Raw genomic sequence first — 25,776 nt, 5'->3', positions numbered from 1 at the left:
GTTGGGCTGCGAAGCGTCCCCAAGAAGGGACTGCTGCGCAGTCCAACGGGGGCAAGCCCCCTCGCCACAACAAGCCTCTCTCCACAGGTGTGAGTGTGCTCACTCCCCCGCAATAAAACTCACCCGCACCTTCAGCCCCGCCAACTCGCCATCGTGCAGGCTGATCTGCGCCAGGTGGGCGCGGCAGATCTCGCCGACAATCGCCAGCCCCAATCCCGATCCAGCCACCTGCTGATTGCGCCGGTAAAACCGTTCGAACACCAACTCCCGCTCTTCGAGAGGAATTCCCGGCCCATCGTCCTCGACCTCCAGCACCGCCGGCGCCGTGACCCGCAGGATCACATTGCCCCCCGGCGGCGTATGCGCCAGCGCGTTGTCCACCAGATTGCTCAACAGCTCGTTCAGCAGCGTCGGCTCACCACGCATCCACACCGGTTCGTCGGCCTCCAGCGCCAGTGCCACGCCACGTGCATGGGCCAGTGGTGCCATGGCCATGCCCAGTTCACGGGCCAACTGACTGAGGTCGAGCAGCTGCGCACCGCCCTCGGCGATGGCCCGGGCGCCATTCTCGACCCGTGCCAGCGAGAGCAATTGATTGGCCAGATGGGTCAGGCGATCCGTGCCCTGGGCGACGGTTTCCAGGGTGCTACGCCAGACTTGCGGTTCGTTCGAGCGCAAGCCCAGCTCGAGTCGTGCCTTGAGCGCCGCCAACGGCGTGCGCAGTTCATGGGCGGCATCGGCGATGAACTGCGCCTGACGCTCGAACTGCCCGCGCAAGCGCTCGGTAAAGTGATTGAGCGCACGCACCAGCGGCCCCAACTCGTGCTGCACTTCCACCAGCGGCAAGGGCCGCAAGTCATCGGGCTGCCGCTCTTCCACTGCCGTGCGCAAGCGTTCCAGCGGACGCAGCGCGGCACTGACCGCAAACCACACCAGCAGCAGCGCACCGATCGCCAGCATGCCCAGACGCAATAAGGTGTCGGCCATCAGGCTGCGCGCCATGCGGACCCGCGCCTCATCGGTTTCCGCCACGCGGATTTCCGCCATGCCGTTCATGTTCGGCTCACTGACCGCTTTGAGCAGGCTGACCACCCGCACGTTCTGTCCTTGATATGTGGCGTTATAGAAACGCGCCAGCGCCGGATAATCATCGGTACGTGGCGTTCCCGGCGGCGGTGCCGGCAGGTTTTCGTAGCCCGAGATCAGCTTCTGATTGATGTCGTTGACCAGGTAAAAAATCCGCCCGGCGCTGTCGTAGGCGAACGTATCGAGGGCCACATAAGGCACGTTGGCGCTGAGGCTGCCGTCGCGCTGGGACAGGCCTGCGGCGATGGTCCGGGCCGAGGCCAGCAAGGTCCGGTCATAAGCGGTGTCGGCGGCTTCGCGACCATTCCAGTACGCGCTCAAACCACTGGCGAGCATCAACACCACCAGCAATAGCGCGAGGTTCCACAGCAACCGCCAACGCAGGCTGCTGAGCTTATGCATCGCGGCTTTCCAGCAAATAGCCAAGGCCACGGAAAGTCACGATCGCCACCGGTTGACCGTCGAGTTTCTTGCGCAAGCGGTGGATGTAGATTTCGATGGCATCGGGACTGGCTTCCTCGTCCAGGCCGAAGACCTGAGCGGCCAGTTGCTCCTTGCTCATCACCCGACCGGGACGGGCGATCAGGGCTTCGAGCACGGCTTGCTCGCGGGAAGTCAGGGTCAGCAGTTCTTCGCCAAGGGTAAAACGCCGGGTGTCCAGATCGTAAGCCAGTACGCCACAGGTCTGCTGACGTTCGCCGCCGAGCACACTACGGCGCAGCAAGGCTTTGACCCGGGCTTCGAGTTCGGTCAGTTCGAAAGGTTTGGCCAGGTAATCGTCGGCGCCGAGGTTCAGGCCATGGACCCGGTCCTTGACGTCACTGCGGGCGGTCAACATCAGTACCGGCAGGTTCTTGCCCCGGGCCCGCAAGCGCGCCAGCACTTCGAAACCATCCATGCGCGGCAGGCCCACATCGAGGATCGCCACGGCGTATTCCTCGCTGCTCAAGGCCAGGTCGGCCGCCACGCCGTCGTGCAGCACATCCACGGTCAGGCCAGTGCTCTTGAGCGCCTGGGCGACACTTTCGGCAAGCTGCAGATGGTCTTCGACGAGCAGAACACGCATGGATCTTTACCTCATTCAGGGATGGTCGACGCCATTCTTTGGCGCGGAGTTTACAGCCGCATCCGCCGCTGTGAAGCCCGAAAACCGTGAAAGTCAGCTGAAAGGTTAGCGAAAGGTTGGCCGGTTAGAGTCCAGCCACGGACAGTTTCGACTGCCGTCGCTGCCGCACACAGCGATACGAAAAACGCCTTGAAGCGTTTTCGCCAATAAGAACAATAAACGGAGTATGTCACCATGCTGTCCATGCAGCTTCAGGCTTGCCCGCCTGCTCGTTTTTCCCGCCTCAGCCACACCGCCCTTGTCAGCGCCGCCGCCCTCGCCGGTTTTTCGCCGTTGAGCCAGGCTGCCTTCTTCGAAGACAGTAAGGCAACCTTCGAAACCCGCAATATGTATTTCAACCGCGACTTTCGCGACGGCACCAGCGCCCAGCAATCCAAGCGGGACGAATGGGCCCAGGGGTTCATGCTCAATCTGCAATCGGGTTACACCGACGGCACCGTGGGGTTCGGTGTCGATGCACTGGGCATGCTGGGGGTAAAACTCGATTCGAGTCCGGATCGCACCGGCACCGGTCTGCTGCCGACCCATGACGACGGGCGCGCGGCGAACGAGTATTCCAAGCTCGGCCTGACCGGCAAAGTGAAGATCTCCGCCACGGAACTGAAAATCGGCAGCCTGATTCCGGAACTGCCGATCCTCAAGCCCAACGACGGCCGCATTCTGCCGCAGACCTTTGAAGGCGGCATGCTGACCTCCAAAGAGATCAAGAACCTGACCTTCACCGGCGGGCGTCTGGAGAAAGCCAAGGACCGCGACAGCACCGACTTCGAGGACATCGCCCTCAACAACAAAAACAGCCGCTTCGCCGGCACCGTGGCCGGCAAGCATTTTGATTTTGGCGGCGTGGACTACAAGTTCACCGACAAGATCACCGGCAGCTACCACTTCGCTCAACTCGATGAAGTCTACAACCAGCACTTCCTCGGTGTTGTCGCTTCGCAACCGTTCGGCCCCGGCACTTTCGGTACCGACCTGCGATTTGCCATCAGTGACGACGAAGGCGCGGCCCGTGGCGGCAAGATCGACAACAAATCCCTGAACGGGATGGTGAGCTACGCCTTGAGCGGGCATAAACTCAGCGCCGGCTATCAGCGCATGTCCGGTGACAGCGCCTTCCCCTACGTCGATGGCAGCGATCCGTACCTGGTCAACTTCGTGCAGATCAATGACTTTGCCGGCGCCGAAGAACACTCCTGGCAGGCACGTTACGACTATGATTTTGCCAAACTCGGCATTCCCGGCCTGAGCTTCATGAGCCGTTACGTGAGCGGCGACAACATCAAGCTCAAGAACGGTGACGAAGGCAAAGAGTGGGAACGCAACACCGAGATCAAATACGTCGTACAAAGCGGTGCCCTCAAGGACGTTGCCGTACGCCTGCGTAATGCCACCTACCGCTCCAACTACTCCGCTCGCGATGCCGATGAAGTGCGTCTGCTGGTGAGCTATAGCGTTGCCCTTTGGTAATTCAGTACGTCCATAACAAAAACTCTTAAGGAGACTTGAATGAACCTATCACTGCGTAAAGTTGCTCTGGCCACCGGCATCATGCTGTTCGCCGGCCAATTGCTGGCCGAACCCAAACGCCCGGAATGCATCGCCCCGGCCTCGCCGGGCGGTGGTTTCGACCTCACCTGCAAACTGGCGCAAAGCGCGCTGGTCAACGAAAAGCTGCTGACCAAACCAATGCGCGTGACCTACATGCCCGGCGGTGTCGGCGCGGTGGCGTACAACGCGGTGGTCGCTCAGCGCCCGGCCGATGCCGGTACGCTGGTGGCCTGGTCCAGCGGTTCGCTGTTGAACCTGGCCCAAGGCAAATTCGGGCGTTTCGATGAAAGCGCGGTACGCTGGCTGGCCGCCGTTGGCACCAGTTATGGCGCCATCGCGGTGAAAAGCGACTCGCCCTACAAGACCCTGGACGATCTGGTCAAAGCCCTGAAGAAAGACCCAAGCTCAGTGGTGATCGGCTCCGGCGGTACCGTCGGCAGCCAGGACTGGATGCAAACCGCCCTGATCGCCAAGGCCGCAGGGATCAACCCGCGCGACCTGCGTTACGTCGCCCTCGAAGGCGGCGGTGAAATCGCCACCGCCCTGCTCGGCGGCCACATCCAGGTTGGCAGCACCGACATCTCCGACTCCATGCCACACATCCTGAGCGGGGATATGCGTCTGCTGGCGGTGTTCTCCGAAAAACGCCTGGACGAGCCGGAAATGAAAGACATTCCGACGGCTAAAGAGCAAGGCTACAACATCGTCTGGCCGGTGGTTCGCGGTTTCTACCTCGGGCCAAAAGTCAGCGACGAAGACTACGCCTGGTGGAAAAACGCCTTCGACAAGCTGCTGGCCTCCGAGGATTTCGCCAAGCTGCGCGATCAGCGTGAACTGTTCCCGTTCGCCATGACCGGCCCGGAGCTGGACACCTACGTGAAGAAGCAAGTTGCGGATTACAAAGTGCTGGCCAAAGAGTTCGGCCTGATCCAGTGATCGCCTCTGTCTAGCGGCTGCGGCCCCGGTTCTCGGGGTCGTGGCCCAGGAGTTCCCCATGCTTATACAACGCATTTTCGCTTCGGTGCTGTTGCTGGCCTGTGTCGGCCTGGCGCTGATGGCGTGGCCGTATCAAGCGGCTTTTTCCTACGAACCGGTCGGGCCTCGCGCCTTCCCCCTGCTGATGCTCGGCCTGATGGGCCTGGCCTTGCTGTACATGGTGTTTCGGCCGGCGCCGATCGTGCACAGCGATGACGACCCGAAACTGGACCGCGAAACCCTGATCAAGATCGGCATCTGCGTGGCGCTGTTGCTGGTGTTCGCCGGGGCCTTCGAACCCCTTGGTTTCATCGTCGCCAGCATTCTGATCGGGGTCCCGATGGCACGCCTGTATGGCGGCCGCTGGCTGCCCAGCGCGGTGATCATCAGCCTGATGGCCATCGGTCTTTATCTGCTGTTCGACAAGGTGATGGACGTGCCACTGCCACTGGGCGTGCTCGACGTTCTGGAGAACTGATATGGATACTCTTGGCTATTTGGGTCAGGGCTTCGGCGTCGCGCTGAGCCCGTACAACCTGGTGACCGCACTGTGCGGCACCCTCATCGGCACGGTGGTTGGCCTGCTGCCGGGCCTGGGCCCGATCAACGGCGTGGCGTTGCTGATTCCCATCGCGTTCGCCCTCGGCCTGCCGCCGGAGTCGGCATTGATCCTGCTGGCGGCGGTGTACCTGGGTTGCGAATACGGCGGCCGGATCAGCTCGATCCTGTTGAACATTCCGGGTGAAGCCTCCACCGTCATGACCACCCTCGATGGTTACCCGATGGCTCGCAAGGGCCTGGCCGGTGTAGCGCTGTCGCTGTCGGCGTGGAGTTCGTTCATCGGTGCCTTCATCGCGACTTGCGGCATGGTGCTGTTCGCCCCGCTGCTGGCGAAATGGGCGATTGCCTTCGGGCCGGCGGAGTATTTCGTGCTGATGGTGTTTGCGATTGTCTGTCTCGGCGGCATGGCTGGCGACCGACCGCTCAAGACCTTCATTGCAGCGCTGATCGGTCTGTTTCTGTCGAGCGTCGGCATCGATGCCAACAGCGGCGTATACCGTTTCACCGGGGATAACATTCATCTGACGGACGGCATTCAGTTCGTCGTGCTGGTATTGGGCCTGTTCTCCATCAGCGAAATCCTCTTGCTGCTGGAAAAAACCCACCGTGGCCAGGAAGCGGTGAAAGCCACCGGGCGCATGATGTTCAACTTCAAAGAGGCTTCGGCGGTGTTCGTGGTGAACATCCGTTGCGGTTTGCTGGGCTTCATCATGGGCGTGTTGCCGGGTGCCGGCGCGACGCTGGCCAGCGCGGTGGCCTACATGACCGAGAAACGTATCGCCGGCGCCAAGGGCACGTTCGGCCAAGGCGATATGCGTGGCCTCGCGGCTCCGGAAACCGCCATCGGCGGCGCAGCCTGTGGTGCTTTGGTGCCGATGCTGACCCTTGGTGTTCCGGGCTCGGGTACCACGGCAGTGATGATCGGCGCACTGTCGCTGTACAACATCACCCCGGGCCCGCTGCTGTTCCAGCAACAACCGGACATCGTCTGGGGCCTGATCGCGTCGTTGTTCGTCGCCAACGTGATGCTGGTGATCCTCAACATCCCGATGATCCGCATCTTCACCCGCATCCTCGCCGTGCCGAACTGGGCACTGGTGCCGGTGATCGCGATCATCACCGGGATCGGCGTCTACGCCGTACACGCCACCACCTTCGACCTGTTCCTGATGATCGGCATCGGCATCTTCGGCTACATCCTGCGCAAGCTGGACTTCCCGTTGTCGCCAGTGCTGCTGGGCTTCATTCTCGGTGGTTTGATGGAACAGAACCTGCGTCGCGCCCTGTCGATTTCCAACGGTGCACTGGAAATCCTCTGGTCGAGCCCGATCACGTTCGGTTGCTGGGTGTTGACGGCAATCATGTTGCTGATGCCACTGCTGCGCATCTGGCGCAAACGTTCGGTCGCCCGGCGCGCTATCGCCGATGTCTGATCGTCCCCCCTTCAAAAGCTGGTGGGGAACACCGCTGGTCGGTCTGCTGGGCGGTTACCTCGCCAGCCAGATCGGCTGGCCTCTGCCATGGATGGTCGGCTCGTTACTGGCGATCATCCTGGTGCGTTGCCTGACTCCCTGGCAATTGGCGGAAATCCCTGGCGGGCGCAAGTGCGGCCAGTGGATCGTCGGTATCGGCATTGGTCTGCACTTCACCCCGGTGGTGATGGAGCAGGTGCTGAGCCACTTCGGTCTGATCTTCTTCGGTGCGTTGGTTACCAGCCTGTCCGCGGTGGTCGGGGTCTGGTTGATGCGGCGTACCGGCGAAGATCGTGCCACGGCGTTCTTTTCCAGCATGCCCGGTGGCTCCGGGGAGATGGTCAACCTCGGTGCCCGTAACGGTGCGGTGCTCAGCCGTGTCGCGGCGGGGCAAAGTTTGCGGGTGCTGGTGGTGGTGCTGTGTGTGCCGGCGGCGTTCAAATATCTGTTGGGCGACGGAGCGCCGGTCTTGCATCCAACGACCGTCAACTGGTGGTGGCTGGCCCTTCTGTTCCCGGCCGGCGCCCTTGCCGCCTGGATCTGGCAGCGCCTGCGGCAACCCAACCCCTGGCTGTTCGGGCCGTTGCTGGTGAGTGCGACGGTGAGCATTGCCTGGGACCTGCACATCGGTCTGCCCAACGGCGGCAGTCAGATTGGCCAGTGGTTGATTGGCAGCGGGTTGGGGTGTCACTTCAATCGGCAGTTCTTCCGGCGGGCACCGTCGTTCATGGGCCGAACCCTGCTCGGCACGGTCTTGACCATGTTGATCGCAACTTTGGCGGCGTTGGGTTTGAGTGCGCTGACCCATCTGGATCTGCGCTCGCTGACCTTGGGCATGATGCCCGGAGGGATCGCCGAGATGAGCCTGACGGCAGAGACTTTGCAACTGTCGGTGCCATTGGTGACGGCGATGCAGGTGATGCGGTTGCTGTTTGTACTGTTTCTGGCGGAACCGTTGTTTCGGTATTGGAACCGGGAGCCGGATTCAGTCTGATAGACCGAGTCGCCCTCTTCGCGAGCAAGCCCGCTCCCACATTAGACCGAGCTGTCCAGGCATACACGGTCTAATGTGGGAGCGGGCTTGCTCGCGAAAGGACCCTCCCGGTCAACACATCAGACCGGCGGCAATCTCCACTCGATCGGCGTCTCGCCATTCTGCTCAAGAAACTTGTTCGCCCGGCTGAAATGCCCGCAGCCAAGGAACCCCCGATAGGCAGACAGCGGCGACGGGTGAACCGAAGTCAGCACCAGATGCTTGGTAGCGTCGATGAGTTTCTGCTTGCTCTGGGCATGCGCGCCCCACAGCAGGAACACCAGATGTGGCCGGTGTTCGCTGACCACTTCGATAATCCGATCGGTAAAGTGCTGCCAGCCCTTGCCCGCATGGGCGTTGGCATTCGCCCGCTCCACGGTCATGGTGGTATTGAGCATCAACACGCCCTGCTCCGCCCAACTCTGCAGGTAGCCATGATTGGGGATGTCGATGTTCAGGTCGCGTTTCAACTCTTTATAGATGTTCACCAGCGACGGCGGCGCCGGTACGCCCGGTTGCACCGAAAAGCACAGCCCATGGGCCTGGCCGGGGCCGTGGTAAGGGTCCTGCCCGAGGATGACCACCTTGACCTTGTCCAGCGGCGTGGAATTGAGCGCGTTGAAAATCAATGGTCCTGGCGGATAGATCTCCTTGCCCGCCGCGCGTTCCTGTTGCAGGAAAGTGCGCAACTCTGCCATGTAGGGCTTGTCGAATTCGGCACGAAGCGCCTCCTTCCAGCCCGGTTCGAGTTTGATACGGTCGTCAGCAGTCATGGTTACATCCGGCAAAAACAATGGGGCGAACCCTAGGAAAGCCCATCACGCTTGTCAATTGATCTGACGCAGATCCGGCACTTTCCTATAGAGCGATCATACTGAACGCTCAAATTCCCGATCGAGGTCACGATGAATCTGCACTTCGAAGAACTCACCGGCACCGACGGCGCACGCATCGGCATCGCCAGCCTGGATGCCGAAAAGTCTCTCAACGCCCTCTCCTTGCCGATGATCAACGCCTTGCGCGATCAACTGGACGCCTGGGCCAAGGAACCACAGATCGTTTGCGTGCTGCTGCGCGGCAATGGCGACAAGGCCTTTTGCGCCGGCGGTGAAGTTCGCAGCCTGGTGGAAGCGTGTCGCGCCCATCCCGGGGAAGTACCCCCCCTGGCTGCGCACTTCTTTGCGGCAGAATATCGCCTCGACTTCAAACTGCACACCTACCCGAAACCGTTGATCTGCTGGGGTCATGGTTATGTTCTGGGCGGCGGCATGGGGCTGCTGCAAGGGGCAAGCACTCGGATCGTCACGCCGAGCAGCCGGTTGGCGATGCCGGAGATCAGTATCGGTTTGTACCCGGACGTCGGCGCCAGTTGGTTTCTGTCGCGGTTGCCCGGCAAGCTCGGATTGTTTCTCGGCCTGACCGGCGCCCGGATGAACGGTCGTGATGCAATCGATCTGGACCTGGCCGATCGCTTTTTGCTCGATAAGCAACAGCAAGAGCTGATCGAAGGTTTGCTGCAATTGAACTGGCAGGAACAGACCGCCATGCAGCTCAACAGCCTGCTCAAGGCCTTGCAACAGGAGGCAGTGGGGCAAATGCCCGAAGCCCAATGGCTGCCGCGACGCCAGCAGATCGACGAACTGCTGGATGTCAGCGACGTCCGTTGTGCCTGGAAGGCCATCAGTGCGCTGCGCGTTCATAAAGACCCGCTGCTCAGTCGTGCCGCCTGCACCATGACGGAAGGCTCGCCCCTGACCGCTCATCTGGTGTGGGAACAGATCGCCCGCGCCCGGCACCTGTCGCTGGCTCAAGTCTTCCAGATGGAATACACCATGAGCCTCAATTGCTGCCGTCATCCTGAGTTCAGCGAGGGCGTTCGCGCGCGGTTGATCGACAAGGACCAGAAACCTCACTGGCACTGGCCGGATATCAACACGGTGCCGGAGGCGGCGGTGGAAGCGCATTTTCACAAGGTCTGGGAAGGTCGGCATCCGTTGGCGGATCTGTCGGAATACTGAAATCCGGGCACAAAAAAAGCGGCGCTTCATGCGCCGCTTTTTATTGAGGAATTAGCGACGACCGCCTCGGCCATCGTTGTCGCCATGATCGCCTCTTCCGCCACGGTGATCCCGCCCACTGTGACCCCGAGAGTCATCGTTCCAGTTGCCGCGACTATGACCATCCCAACCGTCGCGACGACCATCCCAACCACCGCGGTCATGACGGTCCCATCCGCGATTCTGGTTGGCGCGGTAGTCGTAATAGCGCGGCGCCGGTTGATAAACCCGCGGCTGGTAGTAATACCGTGGCGATGGCTGGTAATACCGTGCAGGTGGCGAGTAATACCTGCGCGGCGCTGTGTAGTAACCACCATCGGAGTAATACGGCGCTGGGGACGTGTAGACATCCGAGCGGTAGTAGCTGTCGCCATCGGAATAGGGTACGCATGCACCAAGAGACAATCCCGATAGAACGATCAGCAGAATTTGTTGGATCTGTTTTCGACAGAGCATGGCGGCCTCCTGGACCGCGAGTGAGCCGTACCAGCGACGCTGGCAGGCGACAGTCAATTGTTCGGCGACTGTCGAAAGATCAGACAGTGAAATCGGGATCTGGTGCGTTTCTGTAACACGCCGAAACAAGTAGCCGATGAAAGGTTTTTCATCCTGCCCAAAAGAAAACGGCGCCTCCGTCAGCCGGACGCGCCGTTGTACTCATGAGCCGGTTAACGATGCCCGCGACCGTGATCGCCGTGGTAATGGCGAGGCCCACTGAAATAATAGTAGCGATACCCCCCGTAAAAGCGTGGGCCGCCGTAGTAGTAAGGTGAGTAGTAATAGCCGGGGTAGTAATAAGGTGCCGGATAAACATCGGCGCCACCTACGTAGTAGTAACAGCCGGACAGACCCAAACCAAAAAACACACTGAGCAGTATTTGGCGGAGCTTCTTCTGACAGAACATGGAGGCCTCCTGAAAGACCTGCAACAGCACTCGAGTCACACCTGTTTTGACTTTAAAACCGGAACCGAGTGCCAGTGCGCGGCGACCGTCAGATCAGCGGCTAGCCGTCCTTCTACGGTGCATATCCATACGCAGCGCACCATGACAAGGCAAAGCACCCTGTCCCGTTGATCTCTCCTTCCCCTCCATGCCCCAGCCAGAGCGCTCCAGCCAACTTGGCACGGCTCTCGCTTAAGCAAAAGCGTGCAGGAGTCATCACAGGTTCGCGGCACCAAAATTTGCAATGGCTGACTAGGGTTCCGGCTCGCTTAGGCGAGTGACTGGTCCGAGAGTTGGCGACCTCCAGTTGAGGTTACACGGCGGGACAAAAGCCCGGGAGACAAGCCACCGTTCGCGGTGCTGCTGCCTTCCTGTCCGCCCTTGATCAACTGGAGAACCATCCCATGTCCCGACTTCGTTTACCCGTCCTGTTCGCCGCTGCTTTTGCAGCCCTCGTGAGCGTCTCGTCCCAGGCCGCACAGAAAGACCATTTCAGCGTTTGCTGGACGATCTATGCCGGCTGGATGCCCTGGGAATATGCCGGCAGCCAGGGCATCGTCGACAAATGGGCGAAAAAGTACGGCATCAAAATCGATGTGGTGCAGCTCAACGACTACGTCGAATCGATCAACCAATACACCGCCGGCCAGTTCGACGGCTGCACCATGACCAACATGGATGCGCTGACCATTCCGGCGGCCGGTGGCGTCGACAGCACGGCGCTGATCGTCAGCGATTTCTCCAACGGCAACGACGGCATCGTGCTCAAAGGCGAAGGCAAGCAAGTCGCTGACCTCAAGGGCATGGACGTCAATCTGGTGGAACTCTCGGTGTCCCACTACCTGTTGGCCCGTGCTCTGGATTCGGTGGATCTCACCGAGAAAGACCTGAAAGTGGTCAACACCTCCGACGCCGACATCTCGGCCGCGTTCAACACCGAACAAGTCAATGCCGTCACCACCTGGAACCCGATGCTGTCGGACATCAAGGCCAGGCCCGGCGTGACCGAAGTGTTCAACTCCAGCCAGATCCCCGGCGAAATCATGGACATGATGGTGGTCAACAGCGCCACCCTCAAAGACAACCCGGCCCTGGGTAAAGCCCTGACCGGCGCCTGGTTCGAAGTGGTCGAGTTGATGAATGCGAAAAACGCCGCCAGCCAAGCCGCGCTCGAACACATGGCCAAAGCCTCGGGCACCAACCTGGCCGGTTTCCAGGCGCAACTGGACACCACCAAACTGTTCGCCACGCCCAAAGAAGCCCTGGCGTTCTCCACCAGCAAGCAGCTACCGGAAACGATGCGCAAGGTGGCCGAGTTTTCCTTCCAGCACGGCTTGCTGGGTGAAGGCGCCAAAGACACCAGCGCGGTCGGCATGGCGTTCGCCAATGGTGTGACCAGCGGCGACAAGGCCAACCTCAAGCTGCGCTTCGATCCGAGCTTCGTACAGATGGCAGCCGACTCCACGTTGTAACAACGGAGGACTAGGCCATGCGCCTGATCAATCGCCACCCGGATCGCCCCAGTCGCCTGCTGTTGGTGATCCTGCCATTCGCCCTGGTGCTGTTCGCCTACTTCATGGGCTCGGCCGAACGGCTGATGGATAACCCCAACGACAAACTGCTGCCCAGTGCCGTGCAGATGACCGACGCGGTGAAACGCCTGGCATTCACCGCCGACACCCGCACCGGTGATTACCTGCTCTGGCAAGACAGTGCCGCCAGCCTGCGACGGTTGGCCATCGGCCTCGGCATCAGTGCCTTGGCCGGGTTGTGCCTGGGCATCGCCGCCGGGATCCTGCCGCTGTTCGGCACACCGTTGTCGCCGGTGCTCACGGTGCTGTCGATGGTGCCGCCGCTGGCGATCCTGCCGATTCTGTTCATCGTGTTCGGGTTGGGGGAGTTGTCGAAAGTGATGCTGATCGTGATCGGCATCACCCCGTGCCTGGCCCGTGATCTGGAACAGCGCGCCCGGGAAATTCCGGTCGAACTGCTGATCAAGGCGCAGACGCTTGGCGCCTCGACCTGGACCTTGATGCTGCGTGTGGTGCTGCCGCAATTGCTGCCACGCCTGCTGATCTCGTTACGGTTGATGCTCGGCTCGGCGTGGTTGTTTTTGATCGCCGCCGAAGCCATCGCCTCCACCGACGGTTTGGGTTACCGGATCTTCCTGGTGCGCCGCTACCTGGCGATGGACGTGATTCTGCCCTACGTGGTGTGGATCACCCTGCTCGCCTGGCTGATGGACTGGGGCCTCAAGCGCCTGACCCAACGGGCCTTTCCCTGGCACCAAGGTGCCTCCAAATGAGTTATGAAGGGGCGCGGGCATGAGCTTCATCACAGTGAAAAACGTCTGGCAGCAATACGCCGACCAAGTGGTGCTCGAAGGGCTGAACCTGAACGTCAACGAGGGCGAATTCTGCACTCTGGTCGGCGCCTCGGGTTGCGGCAAATCGACCTTCCTACGGCTATTGCTCGGCCAGGAACGCGCCAGTCGCGGCGAGATTCTGTTGGACGGTCAGGCACTGGCTGGCGAACCGGATTCGAGCCGTGGCGTGGTGTTCCAGCGCTACTCGGTGTTCCCGCACCTGAGCGTGCTGGACAACGTCGCCCTCGGCCTCGAACTGCCGCGTTCGCCCCTGCTCGGGCGGTTGTTTGGCCATGCAAAAAAAGACGCTCGGGAACAGGCGTCGGTGTTGCTGCACAAAGTCGGTCTCGGCCATTCGCTGGACAAGTACCCGGCGCAGCTCTCAGGTGGCATGCAGCAACGATTGGCAATTGCCCAGGCGCTGATCATGAAACCCCGGGTGTTGCTGCTCGACGAACCCTTCGGCGCCCTCGATCCGGGCATCCGCAAGGACATGCACGGCCTGCTGCTGGAGCTGTGGCGCGAGACGCAACTGACAGTGTTCATGGTCACCCATGATTTGTCCGAAGGTTTCAGCCTCGGCACCCGATTGCTGGTGTTCGACAAGGTCCGCGTCGATCCGCACGCCCCCGGCGCCTATGGCGCACGCATCACCTACGACATCCCTTTGAACAGCGACCGCCGCGCCAACCGTGCCGCCGTCGACACCCTGCCGACTCAGTTGGCAGGGTCGCTACGTATCGCTTAGAGGCATTTACACATGATTGATTCGACCCAACTGTTTCCGCCCTTCGCCGAAGAACTGCTCCCCGGCGGCGGCCATCGTTCATTCGTCCTGAAACGCAGCCAACTGCTGCGCCTGACCGACCTGCGCGGCGGGGCCAACGTCAGCCTGACGCTGCTCAACGCCGATGAAAAAACCGAGCGCCTGAACCTGCCCGACAGCCTCAAATGCCAACACACCGCCAAGCTCACCAGCGGCCATTGCCTGTACTCGGACATGGGCCGGGTGCTGGCGGCGATTACTGCCGATACCTGCGGCTGGAGCGACAGCCTCGGTGGCGTGCTGTGCGCTGAAGAAGTCGCACAAAAATATGGCCAGGGCCGCTATCAGGAACTGCGCAACGGCTTCTTCCGCAACGGCACCGACAATTTGCTGGTGGAACTGGGCAAGTGGGGGCTGGGCCTGTCCGATCTGCTGATGACGCTCAATCTGTTCAGCCGTGTGAACGTCGATGAGGCTGGTCGTTTCCACTTCGTCGAAGGCAACTCCAAGGCCGGTGACTACATCGAGTTGTACGCACCAATGAACACTCTGGTGGTGCTCACCGCGCTGCAACACCCGATGGATCCGTCGCCGGAATACGCACCGAAACCGCTGAAGCTCAGCTGGATGAACGCCAACGCCGGTGTCACCAAACACTGCCGCACCTCGCGCCCGGAAAACGAGCGCGGCTTCATCAACACCGACCGTCTGTTCGCCTGAGGATCGCTGCCATGTCACTCGCTATCGCTACTGTTCACAAGCAACCAGAAGCCGCGGTCTACCGCGCCACCATCCCCGCCGGTGAACCCTGGCTGATGGAGGTCAAGGCCGGCCAGACCTTGCGCATCCTCGACCTGGAAGGCAATCAGGCGGTCGACACGCTGTTCTACAGCCTGGCCAATCCCAAGGAGCGCTATGACGTGCAGCGCACGTTGCGTCGGCAGAACAGCGTCTACCTGAGCACCGGCAGCGTGCTCTATTCCAACCTTGGCAAGCCAATGCTGACCATCGTCGAAGACACCTGCGGGCGTCACGACACCCTCGGCGGTGCCTGCGCGCAAGAGAGCAACACCGTGCGTTACGCGCTGGAGAAACGCTACATGCACAGCTGTCGCGACAACTACCTGCGCGCTTGTGCCCACGACGGTCGACTGGGCAAGGGTGACATCGGGCCGAACATCAATTTCTTCATGAATGTGCCGGTGACGGCCGACGGCGGGCTGACGTTCGAAGACGGGATTTCAGCACCGGGCAAATACGTCGACCTGCGGGCCGAGATGGACGTGATCGTGCTGATCTCCAACTGCCCGCAACTGAACAATCCGTGCAACGCCTACAACCCCACGCCAGCGGAGCTTTTGGTATGGAACTGAAACTTGCGCGGTTGCGACGGTGGTTGTTTGCCTTGTGCCAGGCCCGCTCCGGCCAGTGCCTCAAAAAGTAAAAACACCACAAATACCCATGTGAGAGCGGGCTTGCTCGCGAAGGGGCCGTCACATCCAGCATTGATGTCGACTGACACTCCGCTTTCGCGAGCAAGCCCGCTCCCACAGGGGGTCTGTGGTGTTTTGAAGTGAACTGATTCTGCCGTCGGGGACGACCCCGGCGCTCATCGAAAAACTGCGGGACGGCCCGCATCCCAGGTCGAGGCTGATGCGCTATCGCCTCCAGGGGTTATGCCATGTTCGAAAAAGTCCTCATCGCCAACCGTGGCGCCATTGCCTGCCGCATCCTGCGTACCCTGCGAGAGTTGCAGGTCAAGGGCGTCGCGGTTTACTCCGAAGCCGACGCCGCCAGCCTGCATATCCTCCACGCCGATGAAGCCCACAGCCTGGGCGAAGGCGCGGCAGCCGGTACTTACCTGGCCGTGGACAAAATCCTCGCCATCGCCAAAGCCACCGGTGCCACGGCGATCCATCCCGGCTACGGATTCCTCTCGGAAAACGCCGCGTTCGCCGAAGCCTGCGAAGCGGCCGACATCGCCTTCATCGGCCCGACACCCGAGCAACTGCGCGTGTTTGGCCTCAAACACACCGCCCGCGCCCTGGCCAAACAACACGGTGTGCCTATGCTCGAAGGCACCGAGCTGCTCGACAGCCTCGACGCAGCATTGACCGCCGGCGAACAGGTCGGCTACCCGGTGATGCTCAAAAGCACCGCCGGCGGTGGAGGCATCGGCATGCGCGTATGCCGCAGCGCCGCCGAATTGAGCGAATCCTTTGAAGCGGTGAAGCGCCTCGGCCAGAACAATTTCAGCGACGCCGGTGTGTTCATCGAGAAATACATCCAGCGCGCCCGGCACCTGGAAGTCCAGGTGTTCGGCGACGGCCAGGGCGAGGTGATTGCCCTTGGCGTGCGCGACTGCTCGGTGCAGCGGCGCAACCAGAAAGTCCTCGAAGAAACTCCGGCCCCCAACCTGCCCGACGGCATGGCCGAAGCGCTCTGCCTTGCTGCGATCAAACTCGCCAAGGCAGTGAATTACCGCAGTGCCGGCACCGTGGAATTCGTCTTCGACAGTGACGCCCAGCGTTTCTATTTTCTGGAAGTGAACACCCGCTTGCAGGTAGAACACGGCGTCACCGAGCAAGTGTGGGGCGTGGACCTGGTGCGCTGGATGGTGGAACTGGCGGCCGGAGATTTACCGCCATTGAACGCATTGAGCCAAGGCTTGAAAGCCGACGGCCATGCAATTCAGGCAAGGCTCTATGCCGAAGATCCGGGGCGGGATTTTCAACCGAGTCCCGGTCTGCTGACGGCGGTAAATTTCCCCGTCGCCGATGGCAAACACCTGCGTATCGACACTTGGGTCGAGGCCGGTTGCGAGATCCCTCCGTACTTCGACCCGATGATCGCCAAGCTCATTCGCTGGGCGCCGACTCGCGAAGAAGCCCGCGTCGATCTGCATCAGGCTCTAGGCGACAGCCTGCTGTACGGGGTGGAAACCAACCGCGATTACCTGCGGCAGATTCTGCTCGATACGCCCTTTGCCAGCGGCCAGCCGTGGACCCGTTGCCTGGAAGGCCTGGTCTATCAAGCCAACACCTTTGAAGTGCTCAGCGCCGGTACCCAGACCAGCGTTCAGGATTATCCGGGGCGTCTCGGGTACTGGGCGGTCGGCGTGCCGCCGTCGGGGCCGATGGACAGTCGCGCATTGCGCTTGGGTAATCTTTTACTGAGTAACGACGAAGGTGCAGCGGCGCTGGAAATCACCATGACCGGGCCGATGTTGCGCTTCAATTGTGATGCGGTGGTGGCGGTGACCGGTGCGCAGATTCCATTGACGCTGAACGGTGAAGCGGCGCCGATGAACACCGCGTTGTTGGTTCCGGCCGGTGCCACATTGCATCTCGGCACGATCGCCGGTGCAGGCGCTCGCAGCTATCTGTGCCTGCGCGGCGGCCTGCAAGTGCCGGATTATCTGGACAGCAAAAGTACCTTCACACTGGGGCAGTTCGGTGGGCACGGCGGCCGTGCATTGCGTGCCGGTGACGTGTTGCATGTGCCAGCCTTGATCGACCGTAGCGCGGGTGTTCAATTGCCTGAAGAACAGGTCACCGAATTACCGGCCGTGCGGCAAATCCGGGTGATCTACGGCCCCCACGGCGCACCGGAATACTTCACCGAACACTACATCGGCACGTTCTTCGCGACCCAGTGGGAAGTGCATTTCAACTCCAGCCGCACCGGTGTGCGGCTGATCGGGCCGAAGCCGGAATGGGTACGGGCCGACGGTGGCGAAGCCGGGTTGCATCCGTCGAATATTCACGACAATCCGTACGCCATTGGCGCGGTGGATTTCACCGGTGATATGCCGGTAATCCTCGGCCCCGATGGCCCGAGCCTCGGTGGGTTTGTCTGCCCGGTGACGGTGATCGAAGCGGATCTTTGGCAGCTCGGGCAACTGAAGGCTGGCGACAAGGTGCAGTTTTTGCCGGTCGATCTGAAAACCGCTCGCTCTCTGGCAATGCAGAACCATTGTGGCGAGGGGGCTTGTCGGAACGCCGCATCGCCCCGTTCGACTGCGAAGCAGTCGCCAATCAGTCAACTCGATACATCTGATGCTGCGCGATTGCAGGTATTGGGGGCGCTTCGCGACCCAACGGGGGCAAGCCCCCTCGCCACAGGTAATGTGTTCCCACAGGGGGTTGTGTCGCCTGTGGTGCTGGATATCGGGCAGGACGATACGCGGCTGGTTGCGCGCCTTTCGGGCGACACACATTTGCTGCTGGAAATCGGCGCACCGGAACTGGACCTGGTCCTGCGCTTCCGCGCCCACGCGCTGATGCAGGCATTGGAAAGCAAACACCTGCAAGGTGTGATCGACCTGACGCCGGGCATCCGCTCGCTGCAAGTGCATTACCAACCGGAACAACTGCCGCTCGCCGATCTGCTGGGCATCGTCGCCGGTGAGTGGGACGCCGTGTGCGCCGCCCAAGACTTGCAGGTCCCCTCGCGTATCGTCCACCTGCCGCTGTCCTGGGATGACCCGGCCTGCCAGTTGGCCATCGAGAAATACATGACCACCGTGCGCAAGGACGCCCCATGGTGCCCGAGCAATCTGGAGTTCATCCGCCGCATCAACGACCTGCCGAACCTCGACGAAGTGCAGCGCACGGTGTTCGACGCCAGCTATCTGGTGATGGGGCTGGGCGATGTCTACCTCGGCGCTCCGGTCGCCACCCCGCTCGACCCACGGCATCGCCTGGTGACGACCAAGTACAACCCGGCCCGCACCTGGACCGCCGAAAACTCGGTGGGCATCGGTGGCGCCTATATGTGCGTATACGGCATGGAAGGCCCCGGTGGTTATCAATTCGTTGGCCGGACCTTGCAGATGTGGAATCGCTACCGCGAGGTCGCCGCGTTCGATGGCAAACCGTGGCTGCTGCGGTTCTTCGATCAAATCCGCTTCTACCCGGTAAGCGCCGATGAACTGCTGCGCATTCGACGGGACTTCCCGCTCGGGCGCTTCGCCCTGAACATCGAGCACAGTCAGTTGAACCTGGCGGATTACCAGGCGTTTCTGGCGAAGGAAGCCAACAGCATTGCGGCGTTTCGCGATCAGCAAAAAGGCGCGTTCAACGCCGAACGTGAACGCTGGATCGCCAGCGGCCAGGCGCATTTCGACAGTGAAGAACCGGCGCCGCAAGTGGCCGAAGAGGCGCTGCTGGCCGACGGTCAGCAGAGCATCGACAGCCACATCGCCGGCAACCTCTGGCAGGTTCAGGTGGAGGTCGGCAGCCAAGTGGTCGCGGGTGATGTGCTGGTGATTCTGGAGTCGATGAAGATGGAAATCCCCCTGCTCGCGCCCATGGCCGGTGTGGTACGGGAGATTCGCGTGCAACCGGGCTCGGCAGTGCGCGCCGGACAGCGCGTCGTGGTGCTGGAGCTCGACTGAAGCCATTTCAACAAGGATCTGAACCATGAACATCAATCTGCAACTCGACGCCCTGCGCAACGCTTACCGTGATGGCCACATCACGCCTCGGCAACTGCTGCCGAGCCTGCGGGAAAAAGCCGCGGCGCTGAACCCGGACTATCACCTGTTCATTCATTTGCTCAGCGTCGAGGAACTGGAACCGTACCTCGCCGCCCTCGATGGTCGTGACCCAGGCAGCCTGCCGCTGTACGGCGTGCCGTTCGCGATCAAGGACAATATCGATCTGGCGGGCATTCCGACCACTGCGGCGTGCCCGGCGTTTACCTACGTGCCGGAGCGTTCGGCGACCATCGTCGAGCAACTGCTGGCGCTGGGCGCGATCCCGCTGGGCAAGACCAATCTCGACCAGTTCGCCACCGGCCTCAACGGCAGCCGCTCGCCGTATGGCGCTTGCCCGAACAGCGTGTTGCCGGAGTATCCGTCAGGCGGTTCCAGTGCCGGGTCTTCACTGGCGGTGGCGCTCGGCGTGGCGAGTTTTGCCCTGGGCACGGACACCGCAGGCTCCGGGCGCGTACCGGCGGCGCTGAACAATCTGGTCGGTTTGAAAGCCACCAAAGGGCTGATCTCCACGGCCGGGGTGGTTCCGGCCTGTCGCACGCTCGATTGCGTCACGACCTTTACGGCCACGGCCCGGGAAGCCAGTCAGTTGTTGGCACTGACCGCTCATCTCGACCCACGGGACGAATACAGCCGCAGCAATCCGCTGTGGAATGACGGCTCGGCCTTCGGCACGCCGCGCGCGTTTCGCTTCGGTGTACCCCGTGCACAGGACCTGGCGTTCTTCGGCTGCCCGGAAGGCCCGTTGTTGTTCGGTGACGCCATCGACCAGCTCAAAGCCCTGGGCGGTGAAGCGGTGGACCTGGATTTGTCGCCCTTCCTTGAAGCGGCGCGGTTGCTCTACGAAGGGCCGTGGGTGGCCGAGCGTTACAGCGTGGCCGGCGAGTTGATGGAGCAACATCCTCAAGCGGTGCTGCCGGTGATTCGTGCCGTGTTGGCCAAGGCCCCGGCGGTGACTGGCGTGCAAACTTTCCGCGCCCACTACCGGCTGCAAGCCTTGAAGGCGCTGTGCGACAGAGCATTGGTGGGCCTCGACTGCGTGCTGACGCCAACCATTGGCCGTCCGGTGACGTTGGCGGAACTTGCCGCCGAACCGGTACTGCGCAACTCGGAACTGGGCTACTACACCAACTTCATGAACCTGCTCGATTACGCTGCCGTCGCCGTGCCCAGCGGATTGATGGGCAATGGTTTGCCATGGGGCGTGACCTTGTTTGGTCGCGCGTTTACCGATCAGTATCTGTTGAGCGTGGCGGATGCCCTGCAACGTCAGCAGGGCCTGGCTTCCCCTGTACCGGCGACCATCGCGCGCAATGACCGGGCACGACTGGTGGTCTGCGGCGCGCACCTGGAGGGGCTGGCGCTGAACTGGCAACTCAAACAGCGTGGAGCGCGGCTGGTAGAAACAACTCAGAGTTCTCCCGACTATCAGCTGTATGCCTTGGCCGGCGGCCCACCGTATCGCCCCGGCATGGTTCGCGTTAAAGAGGGCGGCGTGGCCATCGCGCTGGAAGTATGGGAGTTGCCGAGCAGTGAATTGGGTTCATTCCTGACCGGGATTCCTGCGCCGCTGGGGTTGGGCAAGGTGCAACTGGCGGATGGGCGTTGGGAGAGCGGGTTTATCTGCGAACCGTATGGGTTGGAAGGCGCGCTGGATATCAGTCATTTGGGTGGCTGGCGGGCGTATCTGAAAAGCCTGGGTTGATCGCCTGATCGCCAGCAAGACACCTCTCAGGAATGTGCGGGCGTTAGCTTGCACATGGCGGCCTGCGGGACGATCATGCGCAGCTCGGGCCAAGCAAACCGGCCATTACCGAATGACCCTTCATGAATAAACCTGACCTCTGCCCCGCCTGCGGCGCTTCCAACAACTGCAGCCTGGCCGACCCACGAACCGTCGATCGTGCCTGCTGGTGCTACGGCGTCAGCATCGACCCGGCGGTGTTCGAAACGCTGCCGGCCGAGCTGCGCGACAAGTCCTGCCTGTGCCCGGCCTGCGCCCGGGTCGAGGCGCAGTTGCAGGCAGCCGCCTGGCCGATCACGTAACATACGCAGCCCTTTTCCCACCGATCCCTGGCCATGCGCGTTGACCGTTTCCTCAGCAACCTGCCCCGCTTCAACCGTAAGCAGGTACGCCTGTTGCTGGTGGAAAAGCGCGTCAGGGTCGACGGAACTATCGTCAGCGACCCTCACACCGAGGTGCTTGAGTTCAGCCGCGTGGAGGTCGACGACGAAGTGCTGCAAGCCGGCAAGCCGGCCCGCTACTTCATGCTGCACAAACCGCCCGGCTGCGTCAGCGCCACCCGTGACCCGCAACACCCGACGGTGCTCGACCTGATCCATGAACCGGAGAAGGATGACCTGCACATTGCCGGTCGCCTGGACTTCAACACCACCGGCCTGATGCTGATCACCAACGATGGCAGCTGGTCGCGACGGCTGACCCAGCCACAGACCAAGCTGCCGAAGGTCTACTACGTCGAAACGGAGCAGCAGATCACTGCCGAGTACGCGATCACATTCGCCAAAGGCCTGTACTTCGCCTTCGAAGACCTCACAACCCAACCTGCCGAACTGGTGGTGCTCGGGGCAAAATCGGCGCGCCTGAGCATCGTCGAGGGCCGCTATCATCAGGTAAAACGGATGTTCGGCCATTTCGACAACAAGGTGTTGCGCCTGCACCGCGAACGCATGGGGCCGCTGCTGCTGGACGACGCGTTGAAGCCTGGCGAATACCGGCCGTTGAGCGACGAAGAGATCCGATTGATCTAAGCCGACGACCGCTCAGCAGAAGTTGTCGAACATTTTTCGAAAGATACTTGCGCGATGACGTGACCCCTGCTTGAATCAGGACGTCGGCGCGAAATGTGACCGGCGAGTCACCAAAACTACTCTAAGAAACTTTTTGCCGGCAGAGAACCCTCAGGTTCCGCCTTCCCCCGGCAAACTGCCCGCTTATAACAATACCCGTCGACCGGCCTGCAATGGATCGACATGGGCCTTCAAAAATTCCAGGCGTATGCCTACCTGTCACAAAGCTCGTGCAATCTGATTTGCGCGCATACCCGCTTGCCAGGAGTCTTATGTCATGAGGCCAGAAATCGCTGTGCTGGATATACAGGGTCAGTATCGGGTTTACACGGAGTTCTATCGCGCAGACGCCGCAGAAAAGACCATCATTCTGGTCAACGGCTCGATGTCCACGACTGCGTCGTTTGCACAGACCGTGAAAAACCTTTACCCGCAGTTCAATGTGGTCTGCTACGACCAGCCCTACGCGGGCAAGTCAAAAGCCCATAACCTGCATGAGAAAATGCTGACCAAGGAAATCGAAGGGCAGATCCTCCTGGAGCTGATCGACCACTTCGCCGCCGAACACGTGCTGTCGTTTTCCTTTGGTGGCGCCGCCACGCTCGTCGCCCTCGCCCAACGGCCACGGCGCATCGAAAAGGCTGTGATCAGCTCGTTCTCGCCGGTGGTCAACGAGCACATGCTCGACTACCTTCAGCGCGGTGTCGATTACCTCGGCAACCGGGACGGTGACCGCGTCGGCCATCTGGTGAACAGCACCATCGGCAAACACCTGCCTTCGCTGTTCAAGCGCTTCAACCACCGTCACGTCAGCTCGCTGGCCGAACACGAATACGGGCAGATGCACTTCCACATCAACGACGTGCTCAACAGCGACCGCAACTGCTACCTGAACGCGGCAAAGAAAATCAATGTGCCAGTGCTGTTCATGAACGGCGAGTGGGACGAGTACACCGCCCCCGACGATGCCAGGCTGTTCGCCGGCCATGTGCAACACAGCACCTTCAGCACCCTTCAGGCCACCGGCCACTTTCTCGACATGGAACATAAAACTGCCTGCCAAGACAGCCGTAACGCACTGCTGGGCTTCCTGAAACCGGCGCAACACGAAAGCCGACCGCGTTACCACTACGTCCAGGACCACCATGCGTTGGCATTCTGAAACAGAGTCATCGCGAGCAAGCCCCCCCGCCCTACTGTGCCGAACGCACTCCCGTAGGCGCGAGGCTTGCCCGCGAATGACCGCCAAGCGGTCCCTGTTCGTGTTTCACCCGGCGCTAAAGCCATCGCGCATAAAGAAAAACTTCAAATCCGCGCTCACATCTGGTACAAAGTCAGCCGCTCTGAGCGGGTGTCGTATAATGGCATTACTCCAGCTTCCCAAGCTGATAACGAGGGTTCGATTCCCTTCACCCGCTCCAATCAGATTTCAGTCTCACGTCGTTTCTTGACGGGGGATGCAGGTAAAGAAAAAACCGGCCTTGATGACCGGTTTTTTTGTGCCTGGGGTTTGGTGGAATCGGGCTCTGAGGCATCTCCCCATTAGCGACTACCCTGAAGTCCGTTAGCGTTTTTTTCGAAAAACACGGATTTATTATCGAATTTCATCAAACGTTAATATTTTCATAGCGTTTGGATTCCTCTACGAATGATTGACTGGGGAGCGTCTGGATGTGGCGCTGCAATGCAGAATTCGTCAGCCCCTCAACCGCCCCAGTCCTTGACGCCTCCGACCCCGCATACCAGCGAATGCTATACTTCCAACGGATTGCATGAAGTGTGCAACGTTCCCCACGGGCGTAGATACCGACTGCAAATCTCAGTTTACGGCTGCGGGACAGAGGAGGCCTACGGCCAACACGAGATGGGAGGTGTGGCATGAACCGACACTATTACATCAGTGACAATCTCGACGATCTCGAAGCCCTTGAAACCGAACTGGAAGCCAACGGCATCAATACCGAACAAATTCATGTGCTCAGCGAACAAGTGGCTGATGTTGAAGAACATCATCTCCACGAGGTCAACTCGTTGATGAAACAGGATGTTGTTCACTCTGGCGAGATTGGTGCAGTGGTCGGTGTGCCACTCGCAGCGCTGATCCTTGGCGGTGCCTATTGGCTGGGCTGGACCGAAACCGCCGCAGGCTGGGTGCCTTTTATCTTCCTTGCCATTGTTATATTTGGCTTCTGCATCTGGGAAGGCGGCTTTTTTGGTATTCAGGTACCTAACGCGCACTTCCGCAACTTTAAACAGATGGTGGAAGACGGCAAACATATCTTCTTTGTGGATGTTGAACCGAATCAGGAGCCGGTATTGGATCGGGTCATTGAACATCATCCAAAACTGAAGATCGCCGGCACGGGTACGGCATCCCCTCACTGGACAGTCGCCTGGCTGCACAAATGGCATCAGTTCAAGCGAACGATATAACGCCATTTATTGCGGGTTGACCCCGGAGGCTCAAAGCCGTCCGTTGGCTGCTTATTGACCGAAGAAAACGACCCGGCTGAGGAAAACATAATCCGCCTCGGTGGCCATCAGCCCGACGAGCACCAGCAAACACAACGGTGGCACCAATATGGCGTAGACCATGGCCAACCGCTCCCAGGCCATGTGCATGAAGATGGAGACAATTAAACCTGCCTTCAACAACATGAAAGTGATAATCAGGGCCCACCGAAGGTAGCCATGGAAGTGAAAGTAATCGACCAGATACGACATCGTACTGAGGACGAATAACAGCCCCCAGATTTTCAGGTACAAACTGATTGGATGTTGCTGACCCTGAGCATGCGCCATCACCCGTGCTCCTCTACCATAAATAGAAGAAAGCAAAAATAAACACCCACACCAAATCCACGAAGTGCCAGTAAAGCCCGGCTATTTCGACGTTCTGATAGTTTCCGGAGCGCTCATAATCTCCTCGCATGACTTTCATCGCCACAATGCTGAGATAGATGGCGCCGATTGACACATGCAGCCCGTGGAAACCGGTAATCATGAAGAAGCTGGCCCCAAATTGCGCCGCGCCCATGGGGTTCCCCCAAGGACGCACGCCTTCGGCGATGAGCTTGCTCCATTCAAATGCCTGCATGCTGACAAAGGTCACGCCCAAGGCAGCAGTCGCCAGCATCAGGGCTGTGGTTTTCGCCCGATCACGGCGATAGGCGAAGTTAACGGCCATGGCCATGGTGCCACTGCTGCTGATCAGCACAAAGGTCATGATGGCGATCAGGATAAGCGGGATTTCTCTGCCGCCGATCGTCAATGCGAACACTTCACTGGGGTTCGGCCAAGGGGTGGTGATGGTCATGCGGACCGACATGTAGCCGGTTAAAAAACAGGTGAATATAAACGTGTCGCTGAGCAGGAATATCCACATCATCGCCTTGCCCCAGGGGACCTGCCTGAAAGCCTCCCTGTCCGAGGCCCAGTCGCTGGCGATGCCCTGCCATCCGGGTGCAGGTGGCGAGCCTGGTGGATTGGATGAACTTGACTCAGCTGGGGTTAGTGGTTGCGATGCCATGGCTTT

Annotated in this window: 24 protein-coding genes, 1 tRNA gene and 1 riboswitch; of the genes, 18 read left to right on the top strand and 7 right to left on the bottom strand. The window is 60.6% G+C overall.

The genetic code is table 11. The annotated features are described in order from the left end of the window. Positions 1-99: 99 nt before the first annotated feature. On the bottom strand, positions 100-1,488 hold the full coding sequence (locus PSH64_RS06805) for a sensor histidine kinase (RefSeq protein ID WP_105348165.1): 1,389 nt from the start codon (positions 1,486-1,488) through the stop codon (positions 100-102). Next, entirely contained in the window at positions 1,481-2,152 is a 672-nt protein-coding gene (locus tag PSH64_RS06800; RefSeq protein ID WP_105348163.1) for a response regulator, read from the bottom strand. The genes PSH64_RS06805 and PSH64_RS06800 overlap by 8 nt, the downstream gene beginning before the upstream one ends. A gap of 234 nt (positions 2,153-2,386) precedes the next feature. On the opposite strand from PSH64_RS06800, the gene PSH64_RS06795 reads away from it, so the two are divergent. Genes PSH64_RS06795 through PSH64_RS06775 form a run of 5 tightly spaced genes read left to right on the top strand, consistent with a single transcriptional unit; the run spans position 2,387 to position 7,762 of the window. Beyond that, positions 2,387-3,679 carry an OprD family porin gene (locus PSH64_RS06795; protein ID WP_105348161.1) on the top strand — a complete coding sequence of 431 codons (1,293 nt, stop codon included), beginning with the start codon at positions 2,387-2,389 and terminating at the stop codon, positions 3,677-3,679. Between the two features lie 39 nt (positions 3,680-3,718). Then, entirely contained in the window at positions 3,719-4,696 is a 978-nt protein-coding gene (locus tag PSH64_RS06790) for a tripartite tricarboxylate transporter substrate binding protein (RefSeq protein WP_018926791.1), read from the top strand. Between the two features lie 58 nt (positions 4,697-4,754). Continuing rightward, positions 4,755-5,213, top strand: a complete 459-nt coding sequence (locus tag PSH64_RS06785; RefSeq protein WP_105348158.1) for a tripartite tricarboxylate transporter TctB family protein — start codon at positions 4,755-4,757, stop codon at positions 5,211-5,213. Position 5,214: 1 nt separating this feature from the next. Continuing rightward, positions 5,215-6,729 carry a tripartite tricarboxylate transporter permease gene (locus PSH64_RS06780; RefSeq protein WP_095051496.1) on the top strand — a complete coding sequence of 505 codons (1,515 nt, stop codon included), beginning with the start codon at positions 5,215-5,217 and terminating at the stop codon, positions 6,727-6,729. Continuing rightward, positions 6,722-7,762, top strand: a complete 1,041-nt coding sequence (locus tag PSH64_RS06775; protein WP_305480326.1) for an AbrB family transcriptional regulator — start codon at positions 6,722-6,724, stop codon at positions 7,760-7,762. Before PSH64_RS06780 ends, PSH64_RS06775 begins: the two co-directional genes overlap by 8 nt. A 119-nt stretch (positions 7,763-7,881) precedes the next feature. On the opposite strand, the gene ung is transcribed toward PSH64_RS06775, so the two are convergent. Further along, complete coding sequence (ung, locus tag PSH64_RS06770) at positions 7,882-8,574, bottom strand: uracil-DNA glycosylase (protein ID WP_105348152.1); 693 nt, start codon at positions 8,572-8,574, stop codon at positions 7,882-7,884. A gap of 132 nt (positions 8,575-8,706) precedes the next feature. Here ung and PSH64_RS06765 point away from each other — a divergent pair, with 132 nt between their 5' ends. Continuing rightward, on the top strand, positions 8,707-9,819 hold the full coding sequence (locus tag PSH64_RS06765) for an enoyl-CoA hydratase/isomerase family protein (RefSeq protein WP_305480325.1): 1,113 nt from the start codon (positions 8,707-8,709) through the stop codon (positions 9,817-9,819). A gap of 51 nt (positions 9,820-9,870) precedes the next feature. On the opposite strand, the gene PSH64_RS06760 is transcribed toward PSH64_RS06765, so the two are convergent. After that, positions 9,871-10,314, bottom strand: coding sequence for a hypothetical protein (locus PSH64_RS06760; protein ID WP_105348147.1), 444 nt, complete (start codon positions 10,312-10,314; stop codon positions 9,871-9,873). A gap of 212 nt (positions 10,315-10,526) precedes the next feature. Then, a complete protein-coding gene (locus PSH64_RS06755) occupies positions 10,527-10,763 on the bottom strand; it encodes a hypothetical protein (RefSeq protein WP_105348311.1) in 237 nt (78 codons plus the stop codon). A 280-nt stretch (positions 10,764-11,043) separates the two neighbouring features. Then, positions 11,044-11,144: riboswitch (guanidine-I (ykkC/yxkD leader) on the top strand. A 62-nt stretch (positions 11,145-11,206) separates the two neighbouring features. On the opposite strand from PSH64_RS06755, the gene PSH64_RS06750 reads away from it, so the two are divergent. From PSH64_RS06750 to PSH64_RS06695, 12 genes are all read left to right on the top strand, one after another. Next, the gene (locus PSH64_RS06750) at positions 11,207-12,274 is read left to right on the top strand and encodes a putative urea ABC transporter substrate-binding protein (RefSeq protein ID WP_305480324.1); all 1,068 of its coding nucleotides are present in this window, start codon (positions 11,207-11,209) and stop codon (positions 12,272-12,274) included. Between the two features lie 17 nt (positions 12,275-12,291). Further along, positions 12,292-13,107, top strand: a complete 816-nt coding sequence (locus tag PSH64_RS06745) for an ABC transporter permease (RefSeq protein WP_105348143.1) — start codon at positions 12,292-12,294, stop codon at positions 13,105-13,107. A 19-nt stretch (positions 13,108-13,126) separates the two neighbouring features. After that, positions 13,127-13,915 carry an ABC transporter ATP-binding protein gene (locus PSH64_RS06740; protein WP_105348140.1) on the top strand — a complete coding sequence of 263 codons (789 nt, stop codon included), beginning with the start codon at positions 13,127-13,129 and terminating at the stop codon, positions 13,913-13,915. A gap of 12 nt (positions 13,916-13,927) precedes the next feature. Then, the gene (locus PSH64_RS06735) at positions 13,928-14,653 is read left to right on the top strand and encodes an urea amidolyase associated protein UAAP1 (protein WP_105348138.1); all 726 of its coding nucleotides are present in this window, start codon (positions 13,928-13,930) and stop codon (positions 14,651-14,653) included. A gap of 11 nt (positions 14,654-14,664) precedes the next feature. Next, on the top strand, positions 14,665-15,306 hold the full coding sequence (locus tag PSH64_RS06730; protein WP_105348135.1) for an urea amidolyase associated protein UAAP2: 642 nt from the start codon (positions 14,665-14,667) through the stop codon (positions 15,304-15,306). 308 nt (positions 15,307-15,614) lie between these two features. Beyond that, positions 15,615-19,331 (top strand): urea carboxylase, encoded by a 3,717-nt coding sequence (gene uca / locus PSH64_RS06725; protein ID WP_305480323.1) that lies wholly within the window; start codon positions 15,615-15,617, stop codon positions 19,329-19,331. A 25-nt stretch (positions 19,332-19,356) separates the two neighbouring features. Then, positions 19,357-21,135, top strand: a complete 1,779-nt coding sequence (gene atzF, locus PSH64_RS06720; RefSeq protein ID WP_305480322.1) for an allophanate hydrolase — start codon at positions 19,357-19,359, stop codon at positions 21,133-21,135. Between the two features lie 122 nt (positions 21,136-21,257). Beyond that, a complete protein-coding gene (locus PSH64_RS06715) occupies positions 21,258-21,476 on the top strand; it encodes a cysteine-rich CWC family protein (RefSeq protein WP_305480321.1) in 219 nt (72 codons plus the stop codon). Between the two features lie 33 nt (positions 21,477-21,509). Next, the gene (locus PSH64_RS06710) at positions 21,510-22,202 is read left to right on the top strand and encodes a pseudouridine synthase (protein WP_305480320.1); all 693 of its coding nucleotides are present in this window, start codon (positions 21,510-21,512) and stop codon (positions 22,200-22,202) included. 316 nt (positions 22,203-22,518) lie between these two features. After that, complete coding sequence (locus PSH64_RS06705; protein ID WP_305480319.1) at positions 22,519-23,403, top strand: alpha/beta fold hydrolase; 885 nt, start codon at positions 22,519-22,521, stop codon at positions 23,401-23,403. Positions 23,404-23,588: 185 nt separating this feature from the next. Further along, a tRNA-Gly gene (locus tag PSH64_RS06700) sits at positions 23,589-23,662 on the top strand. 457 nt (positions 23,663-24,119) lie between these two features. Further along, positions 24,120-24,674, top strand: coding sequence for a hypothetical protein (locus PSH64_RS06695; protein WP_105348122.1), 555 nt, complete (start codon positions 24,120-24,122; stop codon positions 24,672-24,674). A 51-nt stretch (positions 24,675-24,725) separates the two neighbouring features. Here PSH64_RS06695 and PSH64_RS06690 read toward each other — a convergent pair whose 3' ends face one another. Together PSH64_RS06690 and PSH64_RS06685 are read right to left on the bottom strand one after the other, a co-directional pair. Then, positions 24,726-25,043, bottom strand: coding sequence for a cytochrome C oxidase subunit IV family protein (locus PSH64_RS06690; protein WP_028939289.1), 318 nt, complete (start codon positions 25,041-25,043; stop codon positions 24,726-24,728). 13 nt (positions 25,044-25,056) lie between these two features. Then, complete coding sequence (locus PSH64_RS06685) at positions 25,057-25,770, bottom strand: heme-copper oxidase subunit III family protein (protein ID WP_105348119.1); 714 nt, start codon at positions 25,768-25,770, stop codon at positions 25,057-25,059. Positions 25,771-25,776 lie beyond the last annotated feature (6 nt).

Source organism: Pseudomonas sp. FP1742 (assembly GCF_030687145.1).
Taxonomy (GTDB): domain Bacteria; phylum Pseudomonadota; class Gammaproteobacteria; order Pseudomonadales; family Pseudomonadaceae; genus Aquipseudomonas; species Aquipseudomonas frederiksbergensis_D.
Note: the sequence above shows the minus strand (reverse complement) of the source record. Positions and strands in the feature narration are given on the sequence as shown.

Excerpts from the sequence above, each read along its gene's own strand:
- PSH64_RS06805 (WP_105348165.1), bottom strand. The coding sequence starts at position 1,488 with ATGCATAAGCTCAGCAGCCTGCGTTGGCGGTTGCTGTGGAACCTCGCG.
- PSH64_RS06760 (WP_105348147.1), bottom strand. The coding sequence starts at position 10,314 with ATGCTCTGTCGAAAACAGATCCAACAAATTCTGCTGATCGTTCTATCG.
- PSH64_RS06730 (WP_105348135.1), top strand. The coding sequence starts at position 14,665 with ATGTCACTCGCTATCGCTACTGTTCACAAGCAACCAGAAGCCGCGGTC.
- PSH64_RS06750 (WP_305480324.1), top strand. The coding sequence starts at position 11,207 with ATGTCCCGACTTCGTTTACCCGTCCTGTTCGCCGCTGCTTTTGCAGCC.
- PSH64_RS06745 (WP_105348143.1), top strand. The coding sequence starts at position 12,292 with ATGCGCCTGATCAATCGCCACCCGGATCGCCCCAGTCGCCTGCTGTTG.
- PSH64_RS06765 (WP_305480325.1), top strand. The coding sequence starts at position 8,707 with ATGAATCTGCACTTCGAAGAACTCACCGGCACCGACGGCGCACGCATC.
- PSH64_RS06795 (WP_105348161.1), top strand. The coding sequence starts at position 2,387 with ATGCTGTCCATGCAGCTTCAGGCTTGCCCGCCTGCTCGTTTTTCCCGC.
- PSH64_RS06740 (WP_105348140.1), top strand. The coding sequence starts at position 13,127 with ATGAGCTTCATCACAGTGAAAAACGTCTGGCAGCAATACGCCGACCAA.
- PSH64_RS06800 (WP_105348163.1), bottom strand. The coding sequence starts at position 2,152 with ATGCGTGTTCTGCTCGTCGAAGACCATCTGCAGCTTGCCGAAAGTGTC.
- PSH64_RS06715 (WP_305480321.1), top strand. The coding sequence starts at position 21,258 with ATGAATAAACCTGACCTCTGCCCCGCCTGCGGCGCTTCCAACAACTGC.
- PSH64_RS06755 (WP_105348311.1), bottom strand. The coding sequence starts at position 10,763 with ATGTTCTGTCAGAAGAAGCTCCGCCAAATACTGCTCAGTGTGTTTTTT.
- uca (WP_305480323.1), top strand. The coding sequence starts at position 15,615 with ATGTTCGAAAAAGTCCTCATCGCCAACCGTGGCGCCATTGCCTGCCGC.
- PSH64_RS06695 (WP_105348122.1), top strand. The coding sequence starts at position 24,120 with ATGAACCGACACTATTACATCAGTGACAATCTCGACGATCTCGAAGCC.
- atzF (WP_305480322.1), top strand. The coding sequence starts at position 19,357 with ATGAACATCAATCTGCAACTCGACGCCCTGCGCAACGCTTACCGTGAT.
- PSH64_RS06790 (WP_018926791.1), top strand. The coding sequence starts at position 3,719 with ATGAACCTATCACTGCGTAAAGTTGCTCTGGCCACCGGCATCATGCTG.
- PSH64_RS06710 (WP_305480320.1), top strand. The coding sequence starts at position 21,510 with ATGCGCGTTGACCGTTTCCTCAGCAACCTGCCCCGCTTCAACCGTAAG.
- ung (WP_105348152.1), bottom strand. The coding sequence starts at position 8,574 with ATGACTGCTGACGACCGTATCAAACTCGAACCGGGCTGGAAGGAGGCG.
- PSH64_RS06735 (WP_105348138.1), top strand. The coding sequence starts at position 13,928 with ATGATTGATTCGACCCAACTGTTTCCGCCCTTCGCCGAAGAACTGCTC.
- PSH64_RS06775 (WP_305480326.1), top strand. The coding sequence starts at position 6,722 with ATGTCTGATCGTCCCCCCTTCAAAAGCTGGTGGGGAACACCGCTGGTC.
- PSH64_RS06690 (WP_028939289.1), bottom strand. The coding sequence starts at position 25,043 with ATGGCGCATGCTCAGGGTCAGCAACATCCAATCAGTTTGTACCTGAAA.
- PSH64_RS06780 (WP_095051496.1), top strand. The coding sequence starts at position 5,215 with ATGGATACTCTTGGCTATTTGGGTCAGGGCTTCGGCGTCGCGCTGAGC.
- PSH64_RS06685 (WP_105348119.1), bottom strand. The coding sequence starts at position 25,770 with ATGGCATCGCAACCACTAACCCCAGCTGAGTCAAGTTCATCCAATCCA.
- PSH64_RS06705 (WP_305480319.1), top strand. The coding sequence starts at position 22,519 with ATGAGGCCAGAAATCGCTGTGCTGGATATACAGGGTCAGTATCGGGTT.
- PSH64_RS06785 (WP_105348158.1), top strand. The coding sequence starts at position 4,755 with ATGCTTATACAACGCATTTTCGCTTCGGTGCTGTTGCTGGCCTGTGTC.